At 59.4% G+C, this 23,757-nt stretch carries 21 protein-coding genes; 12 read left to right on the top strand and 9 right to left on the bottom strand.

Annotation, left to right across the window (positions count from 1 at the left end; all coding sequences use genetic code 11):
* Positions 1 to 50: 50 nt before the first annotated feature.
* The 3 genes from EXQ56_12465 (at position 51) to EXQ56_12455 (ending at position 1,540) form a co-directional block, all read left to right on the top strand.
* Entirely contained in the window at positions 51 to 266 is a 216-nt protein-coding gene (locus EXQ56_12465; GenBank protein ID MSO21244.1) for a diguanylate cyclase, read from the top strand.
* A gap of 9 nt (positions 267 to 275) precedes the next feature.
* Positions 276 to 530, top strand: a complete 255-nt coding sequence (locus EXQ56_12460) for a diguanylate cyclase (protein MSO21243.1) — start codon at positions 276 to 278, stop codon at positions 528 to 530.
* Positions 531 to 625: 95 nt separating this feature from the next.
* The gene (locus EXQ56_12455; protein MSO21242.1) at positions 626 to 1,540 is read left to right on the top strand and encodes a tetratricopeptide repeat protein; all 915 of its coding nucleotides are present in this window, start codon (positions 626 to 628) and stop codon (positions 1,538 to 1,540) included.
* A 160-nt stretch (positions 1,541 to 1,700) separates the two neighbouring features.
* Here EXQ56_12455 and EXQ56_12450 read toward each other — a convergent pair whose 3' ends face one another.
* The 5 genes from EXQ56_12450 to dnaK all read right to left on the bottom strand — a co-directional run bounded on the left by EXQ56_12450 (position 1,701) and on the right by dnaK (position 7,864).
* A complete protein-coding gene (locus tag EXQ56_12450) occupies positions 1,701 to 3,062 on the bottom strand; it encodes a metallophosphoesterase (protein MSO21241.1) in 1,362 nt (453 codons plus the stop codon).
* 155 nt (positions 3,063 to 3,217) lie between these two features.
* A complete protein-coding gene (locus EXQ56_12445) occupies positions 3,218 to 4,057 on the bottom strand; it encodes an HAD family hydrolase (protein MSO21240.1) in 840 nt (279 codons plus the stop codon).
* Positions 4,058 to 4,069: 12 nt separating this feature from the next.
* A complete protein-coding gene (locus EXQ56_12440; protein MSO21239.1) occupies positions 4,070 to 4,498 on the bottom strand; it encodes a MerR family transcriptional regulator in 429 nt (142 codons plus the stop codon).
* A gap of 172 nt (positions 4,499 to 4,670) precedes the next feature.
* A complete protein-coding gene (locus EXQ56_12435) occupies positions 4,671 to 5,822 on the bottom strand; it encodes a J domain-containing protein (GenBank protein MSO21238.1) in 1,152 nt (383 codons plus the stop codon).
* Positions 5,823 to 5,929: 107 nt separating this feature from the next.
* On the bottom strand, positions 5,930 to 7,864 hold the full coding sequence (gene dnaK, locus EXQ56_12430; GenBank protein MSO21237.1) for a molecular chaperone DnaK: 1,935 nt from the start codon (positions 7,862 to 7,864) through the stop codon (positions 5,930 to 5,932).
* A gap of 443 nt (positions 7,865 to 8,307) precedes the next feature.
* Here dnaK and modB point away from each other — a divergent pair, with 443 nt between their 5' ends.
* Positions 8,308 to 8,982 (top strand): molybdate ABC transporter permease subunit, encoded by a 675-nt coding sequence (gene modB / locus EXQ56_12425; protein ID MSO21236.1) that lies wholly within the window; start codon positions 8,308 to 8,310, stop codon positions 8,980 to 8,982.
* A gap of 56 nt (positions 8,983 to 9,038) precedes the next feature.
* The gene (locus tag EXQ56_12420) at positions 9,039 to 10,214 is read left to right on the top strand and encodes an ABC transporter ATP-binding protein (protein ID MSO21235.1); all 1,176 of its coding nucleotides are present in this window, start codon (positions 9,039 to 9,041) and stop codon (positions 10,212 to 10,214) included.
* Positions 10,215 to 10,284: 70 nt separating this feature from the next.
* On the opposite strand, the gene EXQ56_12415 is transcribed toward EXQ56_12420, so the two are convergent.
* From EXQ56_12415 to EXQ56_12405, 3 genes are all read right to left on the bottom strand, one after another.
* On the bottom strand, positions 10,285 to 10,605 hold the full coding sequence (locus EXQ56_12415; protein MSO21234.1) for a hypothetical protein: 321 nt from the start codon (positions 10,603 to 10,605) through the stop codon (positions 10,285 to 10,287).
* 72 nt (positions 10,606 to 10,677) lie between these two features.
* On the bottom strand, positions 10,678 to 10,878 hold the full coding sequence (locus EXQ56_12410) for a DUF2283 domain-containing protein (protein MSO21233.1): 201 nt from the start codon (positions 10,876 to 10,878) through the stop codon (positions 10,678 to 10,680).
* Between the two features lie 321 nt (positions 10,879 to 11,199).
* Positions 11,200 to 14,412, bottom strand: coding sequence for a hypothetical protein (locus tag EXQ56_12405; GenBank protein MSO21232.1), 3,213 nt, complete (start codon positions 14,410 to 14,412; stop codon positions 11,200 to 11,202).
* Between EXQ56_12405 and EXQ56_12400 the strand changes: the two genes are divergently transcribed.
* From EXQ56_12400 to crcB, 7 genes are all read left to right on the top strand, one after another.
* Positions 14,400 to 15,980 (top strand): ankyrin repeat domain-containing protein, encoded by a 1,581-nt coding sequence (locus EXQ56_12400; protein MSO21231.1) that lies wholly within the window; start codon positions 14,400 to 14,402, stop codon positions 15,978 to 15,980. The genes EXQ56_12405 and EXQ56_12400 overlap by 13 nt on opposite strands.
* Positions 15,981 to 16,180: 200 nt before the next feature.
* Positions 16,181 to 16,558, top strand: a complete 378-nt coding sequence (locus tag EXQ56_12395; protein ID MSO21230.1) for a hypothetical protein — start codon at positions 16,181 to 16,183, stop codon at positions 16,556 to 16,558.
* Between the two features lie 1,355 nt (positions 16,559 to 17,913).
* Positions 17,914 to 18,948, top strand: a complete 1,035-nt coding sequence (locus EXQ56_12390; GenBank protein MSO21229.1) for an ATP-binding cassette domain-containing protein — start codon at positions 17,914 to 17,916, stop codon at positions 18,946 to 18,948.
* Positions 18,945 to 19,727, top strand: a complete 783-nt coding sequence (locus EXQ56_12385; protein MSO21228.1) for an ABC transporter — start codon at positions 18,945 to 18,947, stop codon at positions 19,725 to 19,727. The genes EXQ56_12390 and EXQ56_12385 overlap by 4 nt, the downstream gene beginning before the upstream one ends.
* A 3-nt stretch (positions 19,728 to 19,730) precedes the next feature.
* Positions 19,731 to 21,134, top strand: a complete 1,404-nt coding sequence (locus EXQ56_12380) for a hypothetical protein (protein ID MSO21227.1) — start codon at positions 19,731 to 19,733, stop codon at positions 21,132 to 21,134.
* 114 nt (positions 21,135 to 21,248) lie between these two features.
* The gene (locus EXQ56_12375) at positions 21,249 to 22,757 is read left to right on the top strand and encodes a DUF4340 domain-containing protein (GenBank protein ID MSO21226.1); all 1,509 of its coding nucleotides are present in this window, start codon (positions 21,249 to 21,251) and stop codon (positions 22,755 to 22,757) included.
* A 166-nt stretch (positions 22,758 to 22,923) separates the two neighbouring features.
* Positions 22,924 to 23,313, top strand: coding sequence for a fluoride efflux transporter CrcB (gene crcB / locus EXQ56_12370; GenBank protein ID MSO21225.1), 390 nt, complete (start codon positions 22,924 to 22,926; stop codon positions 23,311 to 23,313).
* Between the two features lie 114 nt (positions 23,314 to 23,427).
* Here the strand turns inward: crcB and EXQ56_12365 are convergent, their stop codons facing one another.
* Positions 23,428 to 23,658 carry a hypothetical protein gene (locus EXQ56_12365; protein ID MSO21224.1) on the bottom strand — a complete coding sequence of 77 codons (231 nt, stop codon included), beginning with the start codon at positions 23,656 to 23,658 and terminating at the stop codon, positions 23,428 to 23,430.
* Positions 23,659 to 23,757: the final 99 nt, after the last annotated feature.

Genomic DNA, 23,757 nt, shown 5'->3' with positions numbered 1-23,757 from the left:
TTGTCTTCCCGCTGGCCACCGCCACTTAAACCTGCCGCAACACCGTTACGATCTGCTCTGGTTTGTACCTCTGCATCGGCATATTCAAATACCTCCCTCATGAGATTCTCTCTCACTTCGGCTGGTATCGAAATCGCCGGGCAGGTCACAAGAACGTGAATGATACGCACGGCCACCTGGCCGGCGATGAAGTGCTGCGCGAAGCCTCCCGGCGAATCGGCGCGGCGGTGCGGTCCTACGATGCGGTGGGACGTTACGGCGGCTAGGAGTTTCTGGTGATCCTGGCTGGATGCGAAAGCCCCGATGACATGCTCAAGCAGGCCGAGCGCATTCGCTCGATTGTTTGCGCGGGCCCCGTTACCACGCAGGAAGCGATCATTTCAGTAACGGTCAGCATGGGCGTGGCCTCCAGCATGGACCTCGATGAAGTCGAGCAGTTGCTGCGCGCCGCCGCCGCGCTCTATCGCGCCAAGCGCGCCGGCCGCAATCGTGTGGAGATGGCCACGGTGTCCGCAGCGCCAGGAACTTAAAGAACTTCTCCATAACCAGAGTGCTGCATTGCATTCGTGAGAGGGCAGCCCTAGAATGGCCATTAGGAGGGGCTTCCGCAGGAAGCGCCCGGGTCATGGTTACTTACAAGGTTACTTACAAGGCTACTTACAAAGTTACTTACAAAGGTGCTGACTATCCATGGTCAGCCCACTCTTCGTTCGGCGCGCGGCAGTTAGTCTGTCTATTCGGATGGATATGCCTTTGTGCCAGTCCAGTGCTTGGCATAAGCCCTGTGCTGGGCCTGAGTCCCGCGTTCGCTTGGCAGGAAACCTCCGGGCCCATTCTCACCAATCTGGACATGTCCGATCCGCGGGCCGTGGAGCAGCGTGCCGACCTGTTCATGGTGCGCAAGTATTATCCGGAAGCCGCGCAGCTTTATGAACGGCTGACCAAGATGGACCCGCGCAATGCCACCTACTTCAACAAGCTGGGGATCGCCCATCATCAGAATCAAAATCTTCGAGCCGCGCGCGATGCCTATCGCCGCGCCCTGCGCGTGCGGCCTAACTACGCCGAGTCGGTGAATAACCTGGCGGCCATTGATTATGCGCAGAAGAACTATCGCTCGGCCATCCTGAATTACCTGAAGGCGCTGCAACTCTCGCCGCGCGACCCGGTCGTCTACAGCAATCTGGGCACGGCGTATTTTGCCTACGAGAAGTTTGACTACGCCATGAACTGCTACCGCTACGCGCTGCAGATCGATCCGCAAATCTTCGAGCGCACCGGGCGCACCGGGACCATCGTTCACCAGCGCGACATCAAGGACAAGGGAACCTACTATTTCTATATGGCCAAGACATACGCGCAGATCGGTCAGTTCGAGCCGGTCCTCCAGAATCTGCAGAAGTCCTTCGAGGAAGGCTTCAAGGATCTGCGCAAAAAACTGGACGACCCCGACTTCGCCGTGTTCGCGGTCGAACCCAGATATGTGGAATTTCTGACGAAGCTCGACGCTGCCGCGCAGCAAAAATCCGCCGCCCAATAGCTCGCTATATAACCCCGACAACTTTGCTAAATGTGCGGCAAAGACCAAATTGCACACTTTCAGGATTACTGGCAATAACTGGTGTCCGGCAAGGTTGTCAGGTTTGTCAGAGTGGAAAAAACCGTGAATGTTTGCACTTTGGGCGCTGCCGCACATTTGGCTACGCCGATGGGGCGCGCGTCAGTATAAATTGGCAGATCTCCGGCGGGCAGTTGAGGCGAATGGGTACGCCCAGGTATCCGATGCCGCGGCTTACGTAGAGCGACGACGCGCCCTCGCGGTACAGACCACGCGTAAACTTGAACCGTATCATGGCAAGGCCCACGGGCTGGCCGCCGTAGTCGCCGAGCAGAATCTGCCCGCCTCCATGCGTATGACCTGCCAGAGTGAGACCGATTTGATGCCCCGGGACTTCGCGGAAACTCTCCGGATGATGGACCAGTAAAATCTTGGGAGTCTCCGGAGCGAGGCGGGCATCCATTGCTTGCAGCGCCGTCCTCGTGCGGGTCTCGTCATAGAAAAGGTTGCCGGTCTCCCGCCGTGGCACGATCCAGTCCAGACCCATCACCGCCAGTTGATCATTTCCTTCGCCGACCATCGCCGATTCGTCGCGCAGCGTCCGTACTCCAATGCGGACCATGGCCTCGGCGATCTCGACACCGCCGCGGCGCTGCGACGTGTAGCTGTAGCGATCCGCAAACAGATCGTGATTGCCGAGCACCATGTAGATGCCCTGACTGGCACGCAGTCCGCGCAGTCCGGCAACGGTATCGGGCAGACTCGCCAGGTCGCGGTCGATCAGGTCGCCGGTGATGGCGATGATGTCCGGGCGCAGCGCATTCACACGCACCACCAGACTCTCGAGTTCGCGCCGCCGCAGGTACGGCCCGACGTGAATGTCCGAGAGCTGCACCACGCGCAGGCCATCGAGCGCGGCAGAGAGGTGTGGAATGGGAATGGGCAGCTCCGGGCTGACCTCAAGATCATCGAGCGCGCCGTGCAGGCCATAGACGCTGACGCCATACAGCGCAGGCAGCGCCAGCCACACGCCCCCAGCAATGAACTTGCGCCGCTCCGGCCAAACCGCTACTGGTGCTGGTTCATTGACGGTAACGTCGGCTGGCATACTCATTGCCATCGTAGGCGCTTCCACTTTCGGCAGGGGATGCCGAGTCGATGTCCGGTATCTAAGAAGCTTTTGCCACAATGACCACGCGGCCCAGCCGGCAGCTGCGCAGCTCACCAGCAGTGAGTACAGCAGCAGCGCCGTCACCCACGCCGCCGAGGGCAGAAACAGCATTTCCATGACCGCCGCCGGGAACGTCATGAGGAACATATCCAGCGGGCGGAAGAAGAACACGGCCAGCGGCAGGTTCAAAATCAAGAAGACGACGGCCATCCACGCCAGGACACGGCGACGGCGGGCGGCCTTCACCCACGGACGCAGACACCACAGCAGAGTGAGAAAGGTGATGACGTTGACGCCAATCAACCCCGTCGCAAATGTAATCCAATAGAGCATCGTGTCGCATTTCCACGCGCCGCATCCAATAGAAGCTTCCTGCGCACGTGTGCCTCTGCTCAGATGTTAACGAATCCTACGCTCGATTGGTACTGATGTAACGCCGCCATTTTGCGGTCTTAGGTAAGGACAGACCGGAGGCCTGTCCCTACCGATCACAGGATTGAAGTCAGTTCAGAGAAGTTGTCGATGAACAGGTCGGGCGGGTTGGCGTTTCTGTCGATTGTGCCGATGCCGTAGGTTACTCCGCAGGTCCAGATGCCGGCGTTGTCGCCTGCCTGGATGTCCACGTCGGAGTCGCCCACGATCATCGCGGCTTCGGGCGCAATGCCGGTGCGTTCGAGCAGGGTGTGGATGCCCAGCGGGTCTGGCTTCTTGGCGGGCAGCGTGTTGCCGCCGAGTACGTGAGGAAACATTCGCAGTAAGTCTAGTTCGTGCAGGATGGAGCGGCTGGCACGCTCCGGCTTGTTGGTCAACACCGTCATCGTGCGTGTTCTGTGGCGCGCGAGGCGGACTGCTCCGAGCGGCGCGCCGTTTCCGTTGATTTTCGCAGAGACCGGCTCATGGCCATTTCCATTCAGGGGAGGCGGAGCGTACAGCGTCTCCAGCGTCTCGCGCACTCCCGGGTAGAGTTTCGTGTTATCCAGCTTATGCTCCGCGTAGTAGCGGATGAAGTAATCGAGGCCTGCGGCGATCTCCGCTTCGCTGGCCGCTCCGCCCGTAGCCCGCTCGATCAGATCGGAAGCGCCCCGCCCAATGTAGGAAGCAATGGTCTTCTCGTCCAGCGTTTCACGACCTAGATGCGTCAGCGTAGCATTCACGCTAAGCATCAGGTCGAGCGTGGAGTCGATGAGCGTGCCGTCCAGATCAAAGATCAGCAGCTCGATAGGGGGTATGGTGGAAGAGGGTTTCATTATGAAAGTCGAACTCCGCGTCCAGCAGCCGGATACAGTCTGGGAACAAGTATTGTAAGCCAGCGCCACGACCGATTTCATGGTCCGGATGAGTTACTTCTTCTTTGCGTCCCCGGACCTTGCATTACCGGACGGGGACTTACTTGATTGGCGCGTGGCCACGGCAATGATCTTCTTTGCCGGCGGCCTCATGGTGGGCAACACGCGCACCAGCGCATTTTTCGGAAACGGCGTCGTGGGCACTTGATGGATCATTTCGCGCTGGACCATCTCGACGAAATCTTTCATCTCGCGGTGCATCTGCTCCATGCGCGCGCGCATGTTCAGCACCACCTGGACGCCTGCCAGGTTTACACCCATGTCGCGCGTCAGGCTCAGGATCAGCTCCAGTCGTTCGATGTCTGCGTCCGTGTAGAGGCGCGTGTTGCCTTCCGTGCGCGATGGTTTCAGCAGACCTTCGCGCTCGTAGAGGCGCAACGTCTGCGGATGCACGTCATAAGTCTCGGCAATGGCCGAGATCATGTGCGCGGCTTTTTTTCTGCCTCTTGGTGTCATGGTATTGGAGCCATGGTCGTTTCGTTTCTCTTGTCCGAGCCTAAACAGAGCCGCGACCGTGAGGGAGCGGACCCGTTCGCTGATTATCCGTGATCGATGGGCCGGTCCGCTCCCTCACGGTCGCGGCTCTGTTCAGGCGCTACCGCGCGGTATTGAGGTAAATCTTTTCGCGCGGGTCTTCCGGATTCAGCCGCGCCAGTTCGCGCAGAATCTCCTTTGAGCGCTCATCGGCGACCGCGGGCGGAGTGATGCGCACTTCCACATATTGATCCCCGCGCTGGCCCGTCTTAATGGACTGCACACCCTTCTCGCGCAGCCGGAAGCGCTGGCTGGAGGTCGTGCCTGGCGGAATCTTCAGCAGCGCGCGCGCCTGATCAATGGTGGGCACTTCAATCTTCGCGCCCATGGCGGCTTCGGTGATGGTAATGGGGACCACGCAATGGATGTCGTCGCCGTGGCGCTCAAAGAAAGGATGCGCGCCCACCTTGGTGATGATGTAGAGGTCTCCGGCGTGCGTGCCCTGACGCCCCGTATTGCCCTTGCCCGCTACCCGCACGCGAAAGCCATCCTGCACGCCAGCGGGAATGCGCACATCGAGTTGCTCGGTCTCCGGTCGGCGCCCCTCGCCTTTGCACGCCGTGCAGGCCTGAATCAAGCGGCCCTTGCCTCGGCAGCGTGGGCAGGTGACGTTGAAGCGCATGGCGCCCATGGATTTGGTGCCAGAGCCGCTGCCTTTACACTCCGGGCAGATCGTCTCATGGCCCGTGCCGCCCTTGCCGTGGCACACGCCACAGGACTTGAAGCGATTGATGTGCAGTCGAGTGGTGGCGCCGCGGATGGCATCCCAGAACCCGATGGCGACCTGATACTCGATGTCCGTGCCCATCTCGGCGGGAGCTTCGGCAGGCTCTTCGCGCCCGAACATGTTGGAGAAAATATCGCGGAAGGAGGTCGGTCCCGCTTCGCCAGCGCCAGCGGGAAAGTCATTGAACTCAAAGCCGGAAAAATCCACAGGCCGCCGTCCGCCCGCACTGGGAAAACCTTCGGCGGTGGCGTGGGCGGCGGCATCGGAGTAGTAGCCCAGCCGGTCGTATACCTTCCGCTTCTTGGCGTCGCTCAGAACATCATTTGCTTCCGAGAGTATTTTGAACTTCTCTTCCGCGTTCTTGTCGCCGGGGTTGACGTCAGGATGGCACTTGCGCGCCAGCTTGCGATAGGCCTTGCGGATCTCCTCGGGCGTGGCCTTGCGGCCTACGCCAAGGGTCTGATAGTAATCGCTTTTCTCCGCCATGCCAGCCTTCTGGTTGCCGCTCCATCGCCGTACACGCCAGCTGAGCACGGGCTACGCGCGCGCTAATATCCTGCTGATATGCCGGGCTAGTGGGCCGAACGGACTGCTTAGCCCTTCTTCTCGTCCGAGTCCACAAACTCCGCGTCGATTACATCGCCGGGGCTGCCGCCCGCCTGAGTGGCGGTGCTATCCGCGCCACTGGTTTCCGGACCCGTTTCGCCGGTGGTCGGCCCGCCCGCTTGTTGGTACATGATTTCTGTCAGGCGATGCGTGGCCTTGGTAAGCCGGTCCACAGCCTGGTCAATCTCCGCAGTGGTCTTGCCGCCGTCCACCGCGGCCTTGGTTGCGACGATGGCGTCTTCAATCTCCTTGGCGTCCGCGTCGCCAATCTTCTCGCGATTATCGCGCAGCAGCTTCTCGGTGTTGTAGATCATGCTGTCGGCTCGATTGCGGGCCTCGGCGTCCTCACGCTGCTTGCGGTCCTCGTCGGCGTGGGCATCGGCTTCTTTCTGCAGTTTGTCGATCTCCTCCTTGGACAGACCGCTCGAAGCCGTGATGGTGATCTCCTGCGTCTTCCCGGTGCCCGTATCTTTGGCGGTTACGTGCAGGATGCCGTTGGCGTCGATGTCGAAGGTAACTTCAATTTGCGGCACGCCGCGCGGCGCCGGCGGAATGCCCACCATGGTGAACTTGCCAATCGTCCGGTTGTCTCGTGCCATGGGCCGCTCGCCCTGCAGAACGTGAATCTCAACGGAAGTCTGATTATCGCCGGCGGTCGAGTACGTTTCTGTCTTGCGCGTGGGCACCGTGGTATTGCGCTGGATGAGCGCACTGGAGACGCCGCCCAGCGTTTCAATGCCCAGTGTCAGCGGAGTTACGTCCAGAAGCAGCAAGTCCTTGACCTCGCCGCCCAGCACGCCAGCCTGTACGGCCGCGCCAATCGCAACCACCTCATCGGGATTCACGCCGCGATGGGGCTCCCGGCCGAATAATTCCTTTACAATTTGTCCCACCTTGGGAATGCGCGTGGATCCTCCGACCAACACTACTTCGTCGATCTGTGAGGGCTGCAGGCCGGCATCCTTCAACGCCTGCCGGCATGGGCCGACGGTGCGCTGCAGGATGTCGTCAACAAGTTTCTCGAAGATGGCGCGGCTCAGGCGCAGGCTCAGATGCTTCGGGCCGCTGGCGTCGGCGGTGATGAAAGGCAGGCTGATGTCGGTCTCGGTTACCGTCGAGAGTTCCATCTTGGCCTTCTCGGCGGCTTCCTTCAGCCGCTGCATGGCCATGCGATCCTTCGACAGATCGATGCCCTGGTCCTTGTGGAACTCCTCGACGATCCACTGGATGACCTTCTGGTCCACATCGTCGCCGCCCAGATGCGTGTCGCCGTTGGTGGACTTCACCTCCACCACGCCTTCGCCCACCTCCAGGATGGAGACGTCGAACGTTCCGCCGCCGAAATCGTACACCGCGATGGTGTGGTCCCTGGTCTTGTCCAGGCCGTAGGCCAGCGCGGCCGCGGTGGGCTCGTTCACTATGCGCATCACTTCCAGGCCCGCGATCTTGCCGGCATCCTTGGTGGCTTGGCGCTGGCTATCATTGAAATAGGCCGGAACGGTTATGACGGCCTGGGTAACTTTTTCGCCGAGATAGTCCTCCGCCGACTGCTTCATCTTTTGCAGAATCATCGCCGAGATTTCCGGCGGCGCAAGCTGCGTCTTGCCGCCGTCCACGATAATGCGGACATCCTCATTGGGCGCCTGGGCGACCTTGTAGGGAACGATCTTTTGCTCCTCGCTCACTTCGGAGTAGCGGCGTCCCATGAACCGTTTGATCGAATAGACCGTGTTCTCCGGGTTGGTGATGGCTTGGCGTTTGGCCACTTGGCCGACCAGCCGCTCGCCGGTCTTCGAGAATCCCACCACGGAGGGAGTCAGGCGGCTCCCTTCCTGGTTGGTGATGACCTTGGGCTCTCCGCCTTCCATCACTGCCACCACCGAGTTCGTCGTTCCTAGATCGATTCCGATTATCTTGCCCATGATTTTTTAATTCCTTCGCTAATTTTAAGTAAAACGCTCTCCCCGGCTCCTCATGAGCGACGCAGCTTGCAAGCCTTGCGCCAAAGGCAAAGCTAACAAGGAAAAGATAAATCTTTAGTGTCCCATTGTCAAGTTTTCTTTATTTACTTACTATGTACATTTAACCATATTTGTTTATAATAACTTAAGAGTATAATACAGGATTTTATACTACGCTTATTCTTATAAATTGCTTCATTTTACACAGTATTTCTTAGGGCACTTATAGGTGCCGAGTAACTTTTTGCCCAACTCGCCTCTCGCGATCCAGGCGGGTCGTAGCAATCCACGCCCCGCCGAGGCCACCACCGTGCTGCCACATCCTCAATAATTTTTCGGCTGTTTCTGGCCTGGGCGGAAACACCACTGCCCGCTTTCAGGTATATTGAATGTCTCCTATGCTGATGTTTTGGTCTACGATTGACTGGTTTCCTCTGTGGCTGTCGCTGCGTGTCGCTGCGATTGCCACCCTTCTTTCCTTGCTTCTTGGATTGGGGGTTGCCTACGCTCTGGCGCGCTATCGTTTCTGGGGGCGCGAAGCGCTGGACTCGCTCATCACTTTGCCGATCGTGCTGCCGCCCACCGTGCTGGGCTATTACCTGTTGGTCCTGTTGGGGCGCAACTCGATCTTTGGCCGTGTCTACGAACATGTCTTCGGCGTTCCGCTGGTCTTCACCTGGCAGGCGGCGGTGATTGCGGCCATGTTCCACAGCATTCCGCTGCTGGTGAAGGCGGCGCGGGCGGCGCTGGAAAACGTGGACCGGAGTCTGGAGAACGCCGCGCGCACGCTGGGGGCATCGGAGGCCCGCATCTTTTTTCAGATCACGCTGCCGCTGGCGCGCCGCTCGATCCTGGCCGCTACCGCGTTTGCCTTTGCCCGCGCGCTGGGCGACTTTGGCGTCACCATCATGATCGCCGGCAACATCCCCGGCCGCACCCAGACCATGGCCGTGGCCATCTATGACGCGGTGCAGTCCGGCCGCAGCGGCCCGGCGATGGTGATGGTGCTGATTATATCGGGGATCGCGATGGCCATCCTGTACCTCACCAATCGCCTGCAAGGAGAACCGTCGCATTAATCGACCGCGCCATCACGGGATGCCCAACTCCTGCCGTCCGCTTCCGCGAACGCGCAATGGAGCGTGCCATGGCGCAGCTTGAGCTGACGATTCGCCATGAGTATTCTTCTCCGGGAGCGGCGCAGAAAGCCCCGTTGCCGGGGTTCGTTCTCGACATCGCGCTGAGTTGCGAGGCGGGGATCACCGTGCTGTTCGGCGCCAGCGGCTCCGGCAAGACGCTGACGCTGGACGCGCTGGCCGGATTCCTGAAGTCCGCGCAGGGACGCATTGTCCTGGATAACGCGATCCTGTTCGACGCCGCCAGCGGGCTCTCGCTGCCGCCGCAGCGCCGCCACGTGGGCTACGTTTTCCAAAACTACGCGCTGTTCCCGCACCTGACCATCGAACAGAATCTCGCCTTTGGCATACAACATCTTCCCGTGCTGGAGCGCACGCGGCGCATCCACGAGGAACTCGACCGCTTCGGCATCGCCGCCAAGGCCGGCCGCCTGCCGCGCGAACTCTCGGGCGGTGAGAAGCAGCGGGCCTCCATCGCTCGCGCATTGATCTGCCAGCCGAAGCTCCTGCTGCTCGATGAGCCGGTGCGCGGCCTCGACTATTCCCTACGCGCCGACTTCTACGAAATTTTGCGCCAGGTGCGCGAGCGCCATCGCATCCCGATTTTGTTGGTGACCCATGATGCCGAAGAGGGGTTTCTCCTGGGCGATAAGATGGCGGTATTTGAAGAGGGCCGCATCGTGCAGTTCGATAAGCCGGAAGAAATTTTCCAACGGCCCGCGAAGCCCTCGGTGGCCCGCCTGCTGGGCATCAGCAATGTGTTTCAAGGAGTGATGGAATCGCTCGACCCGATGACGGGTGTGTCGCGTCTGCGCACGCCGGCGTTCACGCTGACGCTGCCCTATCTGCCGGGCCGTCTGCGCGGCGACACGGTGGAATTCTGCATCCGCCGCGAGCACGTCGCGCTGCTGCCGACCGGAGCGCTTGCGTCCGGCAACGGTCGCGAGAACCGCATCCCGGTGCGCCTTGCGGAGGAAGTGTTTACACCCACTACGGCGCGCTTGTGGTTGGAAGTCGCGGCGGCGAGATCGGGGCCGCGCACCGCCAGTGCGGCTATCGAATGCGAAGTCTCGCGCGCCGCATATCAGGAAATGGAGCTGGCGCAGCAGAAGGATTGGCTCGCCGAGTTGCCCTCCGGCGCCATCCACATCTTTGCCGGGCATTTGCAAACTTGAAGTCGCAATTGGCGACATCCAGTTCGGGTTTGGGCAAAAGTCTTGCGCTCCGCGCCGTCGCCCTTGATGGTTATTCCACTTCGATGGGATGACTCACCATCCAGAGCTCGTGCTGCTCCAGGCGAGCCTGCCAGCGGTTTTTGAACTGTTTCATCCACTCGCGGCTGTCCGGAGAATCCGCCACGTCCACAACCATCCGCCCAAGATTGTCGCGGTACAGGACACCGCCTTGCCGCCAATGGCCGTCGAGTTTCTGGGTTACGTAGCTGGCGGCTCCGAAGTGGTCCAGGACTTCCTGGACCGCTTCCGCGAGCCATTCGTTCGGCACTTCCCGCCCGTCATTGAATTGAAGAGGGAGCAGCACCTCGTATCGCCGCCACCTGCTGCTCATAGGTAGATTTTCCTTTGGCTGTAAATGGAATATTCCGGGCGGCAAGCGCTTGGCGGTCGCGATGAAAATGGTCTAAATGGTATTAAATTGCAAGCTTCGGAGATTCTCAACCGGTACGCGGGCACTAATGCCGAGGATTTCCACTCCGATGACGCGTTGCTTCGCATCGAAATCCAGGACCACTCCGGACTGGACCTCCTCCGACTCTACGATGGCCGATTCATCGAGCCGAAAATAAAGGGCATCGGCTTCCTTGTCTACTGTCAATCTCACGATTTCCTCCCCAGCTGCCCGTCGAAGAATAGCGTTACGACCCGCATCGGCGTAGCGCTCGGATTCAGGACAACCCGCAAATATCGACCGTCCTGTTCAGGGATCGCCTTGATGTACCCGCAATTGCCATTTTCCTGATTCTCAATCTGGTCTGGCTCTTGAATCGCCCGCACGGCCTACTCTTTCTCAATTCGCCTCTCCATCAACATTTTAGCGGCGTGCCTGGACCATTCAATATCCATCTCGATAAGAGGCATCCCCTTCTAAACCGTAATGATAACCTATCCGGCAAAGGAATCCGAATCGCGGTCCGTCGATGCTTTAGAACGTCAGCTTCAGGCCGAACTGGATTTGGCGCGCGTCGGTTACGGTGGTCGAGATGCGGCCGGCGCTGTCCAGGCGAAGCGGCGCGCCTCCGGCCAGCGTGAAGACACTGGCATTGGGCTTGCCGAAGTTCACGCGGTTCGTGGTGTTGAAAAACTCGGCGCGGAACTGTAGCTTCCAGCGCTCGGTCAGCGAGGTCATTTTGGTGAGCGAGGAATCCCACTTCGCGAGGCCCGGCCCCAGGATGGTGTTGCGGCCCACGTTGCCCAGTTCGCAGTTGCGGCCGCCCAAGCAGTCGCCCGCGGGCAGATAGAATGCGGTTCCGTCAAAGTAGTTCACCGGGCCACCGCGCACGATTTTCTCGGAATCAAAATCGGCCACCACGCCGGGGTTGCGGACCAATCCGTTGCTGGTCATGGTTGCTGGTGTGGCTGCCGCGGCGTTGTTCACGGTGAAGGGCTGGCCGTCCTGGAGCGTAACGATGCCAGTAAGCTGCCATCCGGAGAACAGGTGCTTCATGAGACCGCTCCAGCCGCCGCCGGATGGAATCTGATAGGTGTAATTCATGCTCAACTTGCTGCCCACGTCATAGCCGCTGAGGCTCTTGTCGACGCGGCGGTCGTGCCCGTAGCGCATGGGGCCGGGGCCGGAGCCGGTGCGATCCACCGAGGCGTAGCCGTCGCCTTCGCTCAGCGCCTTCGAATAGGCGTAGGAGAACTGCGTGCGCAGGCCGCCGGTGATGCGCCGCTCGAACGACAGCGTGAATGCGTTGTACCAGGAGTTGCCGCTCGCCCCGAGCACGTTGATGTTGGTGAAGTTGCGGTTCAGGCGCGTGGCCGTGGCGGGAGTTTCCAGCGAGTTGGACGTGGTGTTGTAGGTGGCGATGGGCACGTTCAAGTCAGAGTAAGTAACCAAATTTACCCCGCGATTGCCCACGTAGCCGAGCGTCAGCACGGTGGCCGCGCCGAACTGCCGCTGCACGTTTAAATTGTATTGCAGCGCGCTGGAGTTTTTGAAATTCTCGTAAGGAATCGTGGTGATGCTGCCGCGCGCGGTGTTCGAGGCGGCGATGGTGGCCAGCGCGTCGGGGAACAGCGCGGGGCTGGGATTGGTGATCTGAAACTCGGTGTACAGCGGATAGGTGCGCGTGGTGGGGAAGAAATAGTAAAGCTGATCGGCGGGCACAAAGAACATGCCAAAGCCGCCGCGCACCGCAGTGTGGTCATCGGCGAACGGACTCCAGGCAAAGCCGACGCGCGGGCCAATGGTCGCCCAACTCTTGTTCTTCCAATACGGTCCGCCGACGGTGGTGTCGAGGTCGCTGAAGTTACGCAGGTTGACGATCTTGTCATCAATTTCATTGGGAACGGAATGCGGCTCCCAGCGCACGCCGAGGTTCAGCGTCAGATTCTCAGAAAACTTCCAGTCGTCCTGCACGAAGAAGGAAGTGAAGTTTTGGCGCCAGTGGCGGTCAGGATTGCCAAACTGGTTGGGCGTGCCGCGATACTGGCGCGGCGTGGCCTGCAAGAAAGTTTCGACCGAGGCGAACGCCCAATCGCCAAAGGTGCGATTGGGGTTGGACATATTGAAGCGCATACGCTCAAACATGGCTCCAAATTGGATGGTGTGCGAGCCGGTGGAGAAGTTAACGTCGTCCTGCACCGAGAAGCGGTTGGTTACCCAGCGCTCGAAAGGCTGCGGGTGCCCGACCCAGCCGAAGCCCACCGACGCGGTTTTTTCGCCGGGCACCGAGGTCAGATTGGCCGGCACGTCGGGGTAAATCCCATCGGCCATCGGGAAGACGCGATTGAAGTGGAAGCGTGCCGTGCTCAGCAGGCGAGGCGAGAACGTGTGCGTCTCTGAGATTGTTAACAACCGCGCGTTCACAGCGCGATACACGCCGAACTCCGGCAGGGCCAGCACCTGATTGATATTCGAGTCCGATGCGGTGAAGCGGGCGAAGAAGGCATCTGACTCAGAGAACTGATGATCGACGCGTCCCTGCCCGAAATTTTCCGTGGTCGGTTCCTTCCCGGGAAACACATATTCCGCGGTGCCATCATTGATGGTGCGACCGTTCGCGCTGGGCAGCGGAATGCGGTCGAGGAAGGGGCGAATCTTCGCCGAGACGGTCACCTGACGCGGGGGATTCGGCAGGCTGCCGGTGCGCGCGGCGGCATCGGGAACGATGGTGCGCTTGGTCGTCGTGAGTACCTCGCGCATGCCTTCATACGCCGCGAAGAAAAAAGTCTTATCGCGCTTGGCTGGCCCGCCCCCGGTAACGCCGAATTGATTGCGGCGGAAAGGCGGTATGCCCTCATCGAAGAAGTTGCGCGCATCGAGCGCGTTGTTGCGCAGGAATTCGTAGAACGTCCCGTGGAAAGTGTTGGTGCCGGATTTGGAGACGCCGTTGAACACGCCGCCCAGCACACGCCCGTACTGCGCATTGAGCGAAGTGGTCAGCATCTGAAATTCCTGCACGGTCTCGGCGCCCAGCAGTGCGCCCGACGGCCCGGCCGGCACGTGGCGCGAGAAGTCATTGATATACGCGCCATCGAGCAGATAGGCGTTGTCCTGTCCGCGGAATCCCGAAACGGATATTTTCTTGCCGAAGCCGCCGAAGGCGTTGTCGGTACCCGCATAGGTCGGCGCGCTGACGCCGGGATTGAGCAGGATCAGCTCCGTCAGATCACGACCGTTGAGCGGTAGGTCGCGGATGGTCTGATCCTGAATGAGATAGCTGACGGTGGATTCGGTCGTCTGCACCAGCGGCGCTTCGCCAGTAACTTCCACGGTTTGTGAGACCGCGCCCACAGGGAGCGAGAAGTTTACCACCGCCTCGCGGCCAATGGTGAGCACGATGCCGGTGCGCGCTTCGCTTTGGAATCCGTCCATGCCAGCGGTAACGCGGTAGCTGCCCACGGCCAGCGACGGCGCGCTGTAACGCCCGGCGCCATCGGCCGTCAGCGTGCGCGTGATCCCGGTCTCCTCATGCAGCAAGACCACACTCGCTCCGGGCAGCACCGCGCCGGAGATATCGGCCACCGTGCCGGAGACCGTTCCCGTAGTGATCTGCGCATGGCCTTGGATCGTAAACAATGCTGCGCACACCACCAACAAATTGAATAAAATCCGTTTCATTTGAATACCCCCACTCAGCGCGTTCAGCCTGTCGGCAGATATTGCGTCAGGCCACTTTGATGACATCATTTATACCCTACAAAACGTCCAGTCAAACCATAATAAAGATGAGTGGAGGCGGCATGAGTACAATGCTGCCGCGCCCCACGCTGCTTGACAGCTCTGCCCAGTACGCTATGCTAACCGCAGTGGGAGGTATTGCGATGAGTTCCGATAAATGTATTTGCCGTGCCTGGCGAATGCGCCAGGTGTGTTGTCTGCTGACGGTTGTCGCCTTCCTCTCAATGGTTACTGGTTCCGACGCCGCGCTGGACGATCCTCGTTTGGCCGATGCGGTGATGCGCAAGGATCACGGCGCCGCGCTGACGTTGCTCAAGCAGCGCGTGAACGTGAATGCGGCGCAGGCGGATGGCTCCACGGCGCTGGCCTGGGCCGCGCACTGGAATGATCTGGCTACCGCTGACCTGCTGCTGCGCGCCGGAGCCAACGCGGATACCGCCAACGACTATGGCATTACGCCGCTGCAATTGGCCTGCGTCAACGGCAGCCTGCCCATGGTGCAGAAACTGGTTGCCGCGAAAGCCAATCCCAACGCGCTGGCGCAGACCGGCGAGACGGCGTTCCTAAACTGCGTGCGCAGCGGCAATGTGGATGCGGTGCGACTGCTGTTGGAAGCCCGTGCCGACGTGAACCTTCCTGAAAAGTGGCGTGGGCAGACGCCGCTGATGTGGGCCGTGGCGGAGAAGCATGCCGTTGTCGCCAAGGCCCTGATCGATCGCGGCGCGGACGTCAACGCCAAGTCGAAAGGAGGATTCACCGCGTTGCAATTTGCCGCGCAGCAGGGTGATCTGGATTCCGCGAAGCTGCTACTCGCGGCGGGCGCGAACGTGAATGACGCTGATCCGGAAGACGGCATGACCGCTCTGCTCACCGCCATCGGCAGCGGACATGCGTCGCTGGCGGCGTTTTTGATGGACAACGGCGCGGACGCGAATACGGTCAATAAGCAAGGAGTCTCCGCGCTGCACTTCGCCTCGACGCGCCGCAACATGAATGAGCTGACGAAAACTTTGCTGGCCAAGGGCGCGAATCCCAATGTGCGGCAGAAACGCGACCCCGTCGGAGCCACGCCATTTTATCTGGCCGCTGGCGCGGGCAACGTGGCTGCCATGCGCGCGCTCGTCGCCGGCGGGGCTGACGCGAAAATTTCCACAAACGACAACACCACCGCCGTGATGGTCGCCGCCGGCGTGGGCCGCTACGAATCGCGCAGCGAGGAGTTCGACAAGAACGCGCTCGAGGCTATTCAATACGCGCTGGAGCAGGGCGTGGACATCAACGCGCGCGGCGAGAATGCTTGGACCGCGTTGCACGGCGCAGCTTACACCGGCGCGGACAACATCGCTGAATACCTGATCTCCAAGGGCGCGCAGCGGGAGGCTTTCGATAAGTACGGCCAGACTCCGCTCAGCATCGCCTCCGCCGTGGTAACCGAGGGCCTGGCCGACTTCGCCGACGTCCGCCCCCGCCGCTGGCGCGAGACCACCGTAAACCTCCTGCTGAAACTGGGTGCCGTCCCGGTCGAAAAATCCGGCGTGAAGATGACCGGGTTCCTCGCCGTCCGCCCGCCGCAATAGAGTCAGGCATTGGGACATGGAATAAAACGTCGTTTAAGAAGTCATTATGATTATTAGCCGGAATCCCGAAATGGAATCAAAACTTCGCGCCCAGGTGCAAGCGGAGGAAGAACTTGAAGCCGCGGCCCTGGAAGGACTGCGCTCAGGCGAACCCATCAAACCTGGACCCCATTATTGGGTAGGCAAGCATCGGCAACTCGATGAACGGCCGAGCCCCGGCAGGGGCGCGAGATTCTAGCCCAGGGCGTAAGCCCTGGGTTCGCGAGGCACAGCCACACGAGCCCCGTAGGGGCGGTGGACCTTTTGGCTTTCATCCCTCGGCACACAACATGGGACACACCTATACCAACCTACTCACCCATGTGATTTTCAGCACCAAAGACCGCGCACCACTCATCACGCCTGAATTGAAATCAGATTTGCATGCATACATGGGCGGAATCATCCGCAAGCTCGAAGGGAAGGCAGTAGCGATCGACGGTGCGCCGGATCATATACATGCTTTGTTGTGGATGCCGGCGAATCTTTCCATCTCGGAAACTTTGCGAGTCATGAAGGCTATGGTGCCTTCAGCGTAAGTCATTCCAGCGCCCCAGCGGTCGTTCGTTACATCCGTTCGCAGGAGGAACATCACCGGCGGATCTCGTTTCAGGAGGAGTTCGTGTCATTTTTGAAGAAGCAAGGCAGCGCCTGCGATGAGAGATTCATTTGGGAGTGCATGGGAGAGGCGCTTGGAATGTTCTGTCGCCCCGTCCGGGGCTTGCGGGGTTTTCCCCGTAAGCCCAAGGCTCACGCCCTGGGCTAGATTCTGCCCGCCCCTCCGGGGCTTCCAAATTCTTTGCTATGGCTCGGCTCTCCGCCGTTTATGTTGTCCAGCTCGCGCAGTAAAGTACATCCAATATGAAACCATTCCCACGCATCACTTTTAATGGCGATAATGCTATGGGATTGTTGCCTTAGTTAAGGGAAGATACTACTGCTTTCTTAATTCCCAACGGCCCCGGCCAACCTCTCGCAGAACAACGGTGTCGCCCGCCCGCACACCTGCTTCGCGGTAAAACTTTCCGACCTTCCCTCTCTTCTGGAGTTTGTTCCCAACCGGGAGAAGAACGGTGTCAAACCTTTCTCGGCTTGGGAATGCCTCAATGCTCAACTTTTCGCCTGGACTAATAATTCCACTTTTGATAGCAGGTGTAAGAGATAAAAGACTCTGGGTGATCATGCCTGGAAGAACTAGAATTGTTATCTCCCGAAGCTGATCGGAATCCTTGCTTCTCGCTTTAGTACCTGACATTGCACTTAACCGCTCCTCATATTGCGACGACCAATTCTCTACCCTCTTAAGTTCCGAGAGCTTTCTACCAATCCGTTCTATGCTATCGATACTTCCACCGAGAGCAGCAATTGATATCTCCGCAGTGTCTGGGCAATGATCAGATCGAATGCTGTTGAAAGTTCGTATTCGATACATGGCTTCCTCCAAAACAGGAATGTTGTTTACACATTGAAACATGCTACATACATAACCAATTGTCAGGTTCCTCAGCCCAGGTCGAGGTGAGGATTGTTAACTAGGGATCTTTTGTTTTCTTCCCAAACCGCGAAATAATCAGGCAACCCTGAACCAGCACACGCGCATCCATTGCTCACGCTGGTACCCGCGGCCGGCCGGATCGTTGTGCGCCGGGCTGATGACAGAATCAGCTTGGCTGACTAAATTCTTTAGCACGTTTCGGTTGGGTTTAGTTGTAGCCTCGCTTCTATTTTGGTATGCTTGTCCGCTGTCTCCGGCTGCTTGAGGCTGGCCGGGAGATTCGAGTATCCTGATTAATTGGTTTCACCCCCGCGTCGGCCGCTATTCCGCGCTGCGGAGGGCTGTTGTTGAGTAGTTGTTGAGTAGTGCCTGAGCAGGTTGTTGAGCAGGAGGAATATTGTGATCGAGGTGCAAGGGCTCATCAAGCGTTACGGTCGAACCGTAGCGGTCGAGGGCCTGAATTTTTCCGTACAGAAGGGCGAGATTCTGGGCTTCCTGGGCCCGAATGGCGCCGGCAAGACCACCACCATGCGGGTCATCACCGGTTACCTGCCTCCCACCGAGGGCAAGGTTACCGTGGCGGGCTATGACGTAGCCGAGCATCCGTTGGAGGTGAAGAAGCGCGTCGGATATCTGCCGGAGACGCCGCCGCTTTACACCGACATGCGTGTTGATGAGATGCTGGCCTTTGCCGGGCGCATCAAAGGCGTGGCTAACCGCGACATCAAACCCCGCATGGAGCTGGTCGCCGAGAAGGCCGCCATCACCGATGTGCTAAAGAAGATTGTCGGCCATCTCTCGAAGGGGTATCGCCAGCGAGTGGGGCTGGCCGCGGCGCTGATCCACGACCCCGAAGTGCTCATCCTGGATGAGCCGACCGCGGGCCTCGATCCCCGCCAGATTATTGAGGTTCGCCGCCTGATTCAAAACCTGGCCGGGGCGCACACCATCATTCTTAGCACGCACATTCTTCCGGAAGCGGCCAACACCTGCCATCGCGTGATGATCATCAATCAGGGCAAGCTCGTCGCCGAAGACACGCCGGAGAATCTCACGGCGCGACTGCAAGGGACCGAGACCATGAAGTTGTTGATCGAGGGACCGGAGGCGCAGGTTCGCGAGACGCTCGAACGAGTGGACGGAGTCAGTCGCGTTGGTACGTTACCGGTCAGCGCTGGCCGCCTGGAAGTTTCCGTTGAAATGCATCCCGGACGCGACACGCGCCGCGAACTGGCGCAGGCCGTGGTCTCCAGCGGCTGGGGGCTGCTGCAACTTTCACCAGCCGGCATGAGCCTGGAAGACGTTTTTCTGAAACTCACTACGCGTGACACGGCGCAGGAAGGTGGCGATGGCCAAAGTGAAGCAGGCGGCGCACCCTCTGGCAATGCTGGCGCCGCGCTGGCCGCGCACGGTTCGGAGGAGTCACACTCATGAGAAATATGTTGACCATCATGCGCAAGGAGATCAATAGCTACTTCCGCTCACCGGTGGCTTACTTCCTGCTGTTCGTATTCACACTGATCTTCGGCTACTTCTTCTATACGGTAGTATCGATGTTCCTGCTGCAGAGCCTTACGCAAGCGCAGTACGCGCAGATGTATGAACAATCCATGCCGCCCATGAACATCAACGAGATGGTCATCCGGCCGCTATTGCTGAACACCAGCGTCATCAGCCTGTTCCTTGCGCCGATGATCACCATGCGATTGTTCGCCGAAGAGAAAAAAACCGGCACCATCGAGCTACTGATGACTTCACCGGTAACCGATTTGCAGCTCGTGCTGGGCAAATTTTTAGCCGCTCTGTTTCTCTATGCCGTGATGCTGGGGCTGACCATGGTTTATCTGTCCGTGCTGTTCCGCTACGGCAACCCGGATTTCCGCCCGCTGATTGCCGGATACCTCGGCCAACTTTTGCTGGGAGCCTGCTTTGTCTCCATCGGTTTGATGTTCTCCACCTTTACTCGCAACCAGTTGATCGCCGGCAGCATGACTTTCTTCGTGCTCCTGCTGCTTTGGATCATTGAATGGTCCGGCCAAAACTCGGGCGGCGCATGGGCGCAGATCGCCAGTTATCTGTCGTTGACCTCCCACATCGAGAATTTCTCGAAGGGCGTCATCGACCTAAAAGATACGGTTTACTACCTCTCGGTTGTAGTGCTGGGATTGTTCTTCTCGGTGCGCTCGGTCGAGTCGGTTCGGTGGAGGGCATAAGCGATGTCGGATATGAAGAACTCATTCTCGCGCCGCCAGACCAGATACGGCATCAACGCAGTGCTCTACGCCCTCGCTGGTCTGGCCATTCTGGTGGTCGTCAATCTCATCGTTGCGCGCATGCCCACCCAGATCGGCGGGTTTCAGACCGACTGGCGCTGGGACCTGACTGCGACCAAGCGCTTCAGCCTCTCGCTCCAGACCACCAAGATTCTCGGTGGGCTGGACCGCGATATCCAGATTCTCTACTTCGATCGCAAGAACAATCTCGGCGGCAGCGTCAAGGACTTGCTCGATCAATTTCCCGCGCAGTCTCGCAAGGTTTCCATTCAGATGGTTGAGCTGGACCGCGAGCCCGCCACGGCGGCTAAATACAACGCGAAGGAGTACGGCTCGATCGTCGTCTCGACCGGCGAGAAGCACGAAGTGGCCAAGGGCGCGCGCGAAGAGGACATTGCTAACGCCATTGTGAAAGCGCTGAAAGGCGAGGCGAAGAGCATCTATTTTCTGCAAGGCCATGGCGAGCGCGACATCGCCAACACGGAGCGTCAAGGGTATTCCGCCGCCAAAAAAGCGCTGGAAGAAAGCAACTACACAATCCTGCCTCTCTCGCTGCTGTCTGAGAAACCGCAGGTCCCGAAGGACGCCGCGTTGGTGGTGATCGCTGGAGCCGACAAAAATTTTCTTGATCCTGAGATTACCGCGCTGAAAGAATATCTGGTTAAGGGCGGCAGACTGTTCGTGCTGATCACGCCCACCACGCCACCGGCGCTGGTGAAATTTCTGGCCGAGTTCGGCGCTGATGTCAGCAACGCTCTGGTGGTGGATGTCAGCGGTATCGGTCGCCTGTTCGGCACCGACGAGTTGATGCCGCTGGCGGTGGCCTACGAGCCCCACGCCATTACCAAGGACATGGCCAACGTGGCCACGCTCTATCCGCTGGCGGGCATGATCGCTCCGTCGGTTGGATTTCTGGCCGGCGCGGATTTCCGGCTCATCGCCAAGACGCCCTCGCAGAGCTGGGCCACGCGTGAAGTGAAGTCGAAACAGGTCAGCTTCCAGAAGGGCCGCGACATCGAAGGCCCCATCGGAATTGTGGGCGCGGGTACCTTCAAGGACCCGACCATCATAGATGCCCTCGAAGGGCGTCTGGTGGTTGCGGGGAGCCCGGACGTGATCTCCAATGCCATTCTCGCCTTCAACGGCAACCGCGATCTCTTCCTCAACTCAGTTGCCTGGCTGTCGTCGGACGAAGACCTGATCTCCATTCGCCCGCGCGACCCGGAGGACCGCCGCATCGAGCTAACTCCCGGCCAGTTGACGATGATCAAATATCTATCGCTCGGCGGTATTCCGCTGGCGATTATCCTGAGCGGCCTTGGCGTCTGGTGGAAGCGCCGCGGCTAATAATGCCTTGGTAGCCACGGTGAGCGCTTTTCTCGCCGTGGGCGTGTAGCACAGGAGAACCCCACGGCCAGAAAATCGCTGACCGTGGCTACCCATTCGTCCGGAGCAACACCCATGAAGATCAAACACACATTTATCGCCTTATTGCTTCTCGCCGCGCTGGGCGGCGCATACTACTTCGTGCAGAAACAGCCCGTACCCGAGCAGGTCAGTGCTGTCCCGCGCGAAGACCTCTTCGCCTTCAAGCCCGAGGATGTCCAGGAATTTACGCTGACCGTTCCGGACCAGCCCATCGCCACCTTCCGCCGTCTTCCCCAAACGGCGCCTGCGAAGCCAGCGGCCCAAGGTGAGTCCGCGCCCCAGCCCGAAGCGCAGTGGGAGATCGTCGAGCCCGCCGGCATGGCCGCCGACAGCTATCAAATTCAGTCGTTCGTTGATGAGTTTTCAAGCTTCAAAGCCAATCCGCTGGCTGACGATCCGGCTGCCACGCAAACGCCAGTCTGGGCCGAGTACGCTCTCGATCAGCCGGTGCGGTCGATCAAGATGAAGTTAAAGGACGGCAAGACGGCCTTGCTCGACGTGGGCAAAGATAATCCTTCCGGCTACGCCAAGTACGCCCGCCGGAACGAGACCGGCCCGGTGTTACTGCTGGACTCCAGCGACAATAAGTCGCTGCTTGAGAAATCGCTGTTCGACCTGCGCGACAAGCGCATTCTGCCAATGGACATCAACTCCGCCACTCGCATGGACCTGCGCTTCAACTTCGGTGGCAGCGGCCCCGGGGCCGAAGAGATTGCCCGCGCTCGTTCGCTCGGCCTGCCGGTGCGACCGGAGCGCCTCAGCTTTATCCGCGACGCCAGCGGCAACTGGCGGCTGACTGAACCAACGCGCCGCTCCGATGTCGGCGGCGCAACCTATCTCGCCACCATCATTGCCGGCGGGCAGATGCACTCGGTTATCGAAGAGAAGGCCGGCAATCTGGCGCAATATGGCTTGGAACGTCCGCAGATTCGCGTGGAAGTTCAATCGCCCAGCGGTAAGTCCGAGTTATTGGTGGGTAAGATGGTGAAACAGGGAGATCAAGAGTATTTCTACGCAAGGACTTCCCTGCGTCCTCATGTATTCACCATTCTGCGCACCGTGTACGACCAGTTGAATCAGGACCTGGAATATTACCGCAACCGCTACCTCTTCGATTTCGAAACGAGCAATGCCCGCAGCGTGGAACTGGCCGGATCCGCCGTCGCGAAAGATTCCGGTTCCGGGCCGCTGCGCTTTGACCGGCGTGGAGAAAACTGGGTGAAGCCCGCCACCATGCCAGGTACGAAAGAGAGGCCGATGAAGGACGCTCAGGTGGAAAACTTCCTGAACGGCGTCCACGCTATTCGCATCTCCACCTTCACTTCGGATGAAGCCAACCGCTACGCCGCTTTCGGACTCGACAAGCCCTGGTTGAGCGTGAAAGTCACATTCGGAGGAAACAACGTTCAGGAGACGCTTTTATTTAGCCGCAGGGGCGACAAGTTCTACGCCGCGCGTCAGGCCGAGCCGGCTGTTTACGAACTATCCAGCAGCGAGCCCGCCAGCATGGAAGAGCGCATCAAGGAACTCACTGCCAATTGAAGCGTGAGCAGAGTCGCGCACGTAAGCGAGCGGACCGAGTCGTCGGACCGCAACGCTCGCATTGATTCCGGTACGCGATACCGCGAATAGTGCCTGCGTGAGCCGGCCCACTCGCTTACGGTTGCGGCTCTGATGCCGGGGAAAATGCGCTAGAATAGCTTCGCGCATGTCCACAATTCTTTCCATCGCCTTCGCGGGTGTCATCGGTGTACTGCTTCGCTACTTTCTTTCCTCCTGGATCGATGAGCGCGTCAGCGGTTACGTTCCGTGGGGCACGCTGTTGGTGAACTTGACCGGCTGCTTTGCTGCGGGCTTCCTCTTCCACTTTCTCACCGGTCGATCCGATGCTCCGCAATCTCAGGCCGACACCGTATTGCGTATCGCGTTGATGACGGGATTTCTCGGCGGCTTCACTACCTTCTCCGCATACTCTGTGCAAACCCTGACGATGTTTCGGGATGGTCAGTGGGTCTGGGCCGCGCTGAACATCGGCATCTCCAACATCGGTGGCATCGCCCTGGCCTGGGCCGGCTACTCCCTCTCGCGTTCGCTGTAGAGCAATCAGAGCCCCGACCGCCAGGGAGGGGGCAGGCTAGCCGAATATCACAGACCACTGTGCGTGCCCCCTCCCTGGCGGTCGGGGCTCTGATACATCAACTGTAAAAATGGTCTAGACAGGCAGCTGTTGCGCCTTCAAGTGTCGCGCGATGTGCTGGAGCGCGGGAAGACCGGCGATATCTTCCGCAAGCTCCGGTACCTGCACGAGATGCGGGATGCGCTGGGAATAACTGGAGTGCACATGATTCCAGACAGTTTGGTGAGAACTGCTGACCGCATCATACCAGGCGATGGTGACCTGCCCGGCGATTTCGATACCAGCCGAAGTGAGAGAGAATCTCATGAAGGAGGTATTTGAATATGCCGATGCAGAGGTACAAACCAGAGCAGATCGTAACGGTGTTGCGGCAGGTTGAAGTGGCGGTGGCCAGCGGGAAGACAA

Source organism: Acidobacteriota bacterium, assembly GCA_009691245.1.
Classification (GTDB): Bacteria; Acidobacteriota; Terriglobia; order 2-12-FULL-54-10; family 2-12-FULL-54-10; genus SHUM01.
This window is presented reverse-complemented; position numbering and strand designations above follow the sequence as displayed.

What these genes read in the sequence shown, in the direction of transcription:
- EXQ56_12395 (MSO21230.1), top strand. Translation starts at nt 16,181, where the DNA reads ATGAACGGCCGAGCCCCGGCAGGGGCGCGAGATTCTAGCCCAGGGCGT.
- EXQ56_12445 (MSO21240.1), bottom strand. Translation starts at nt 4,057, where the DNA reads ATGAAATCGGTCGTGGCGCTGGCTTACAATACTTGTTCCCAGACTGTA.
- crcB (MSO21225.1), top strand. Translation starts at nt 22,924, where the DNA reads ATGTCCACAATTCTTTCCATCGCCTTCGCGGGTGTCATCGGTGTACTG.
- EXQ56_12415 (MSO21234.1), bottom strand. Translation starts at nt 10,605, where the DNA reads ATGAGCAGCAGGTGGCGGCGATACGAGGTGCTGCTCCCTCTTCAATTC.
- EXQ56_12440 (MSO21239.1), bottom strand. Translation starts at nt 4,498, where the DNA reads ATGATCTCGGCCATTGCCGAGACTTATGACGTGCATCCGCAGACGTTG.
- EXQ56_12385 (MSO21228.1), top strand. Translation starts at nt 18,945, where the DNA reads ATGAGAAATATGTTGACCATCATGCGCAAGGAGATCAATAGCTACTTC.
- EXQ56_12365 (MSO21224.1), bottom strand. Translation starts at nt 23,658, where the DNA reads ATGAGATTCTCTCTCACTTCGGCTGGTATCGAAATCGCCGGGCAGGTC.
- EXQ56_12450 (MSO21241.1), bottom strand. Translation starts at nt 3,062, where the DNA reads ATGCTCTATTGGATTACATTTGCGACGGGGTTGATTGGCGTCAACGTC.
- dnaK (MSO21237.1), bottom strand. Translation starts at nt 7,864, where the DNA reads ATGGGCAAGATAATCGGAATCGATCTAGGAACGACGAACTCGGTGGTG.
- EXQ56_12455 (MSO21242.1), top strand. Translation starts at nt 626, where the DNA reads ATGGTTACTTACAAGGTTACTTACAAGGCTACTTACAAAGTTACTTAC.
- EXQ56_12435 (MSO21238.1), bottom strand. Translation starts at nt 5,822, where the DNA reads ATGGCGGAGAAAAGCGATTACTATCAGACCCTTGGCGTAGGCCGCAAG.
- EXQ56_12405 (MSO21232.1), bottom strand. Translation starts at nt 14,412, where the DNA reads ATGATGTCATCAAAGTGGCCTGACGCAATATCTGCCGACAGGCTGAAC.
- EXQ56_12420 (MSO21235.1), top strand. Translation starts at nt 9,039, where the DNA reads ATGGAGCGTGCCATGGCGCAGCTTGAGCTGACGATTCGCCATGAGTAT.
- modB (MSO21236.1), top strand. Translation starts at nt 8,308, where the DNA reads ATGTTTTGGTCTACGATTGACTGGTTTCCTCTGTGGCTGTCGCTGCGT.
- EXQ56_12375 (MSO21226.1), top strand. Translation starts at nt 21,249, where the DNA reads ATGAAGATCAAACACACATTTATCGCCTTATTGCTTCTCGCCGCGCTG.
- EXQ56_12380 (MSO21227.1), top strand. Translation starts at nt 19,731, where the DNA reads ATGTCGGATATGAAGAACTCATTCTCGCGCCGCCAGACCAGATACGGC.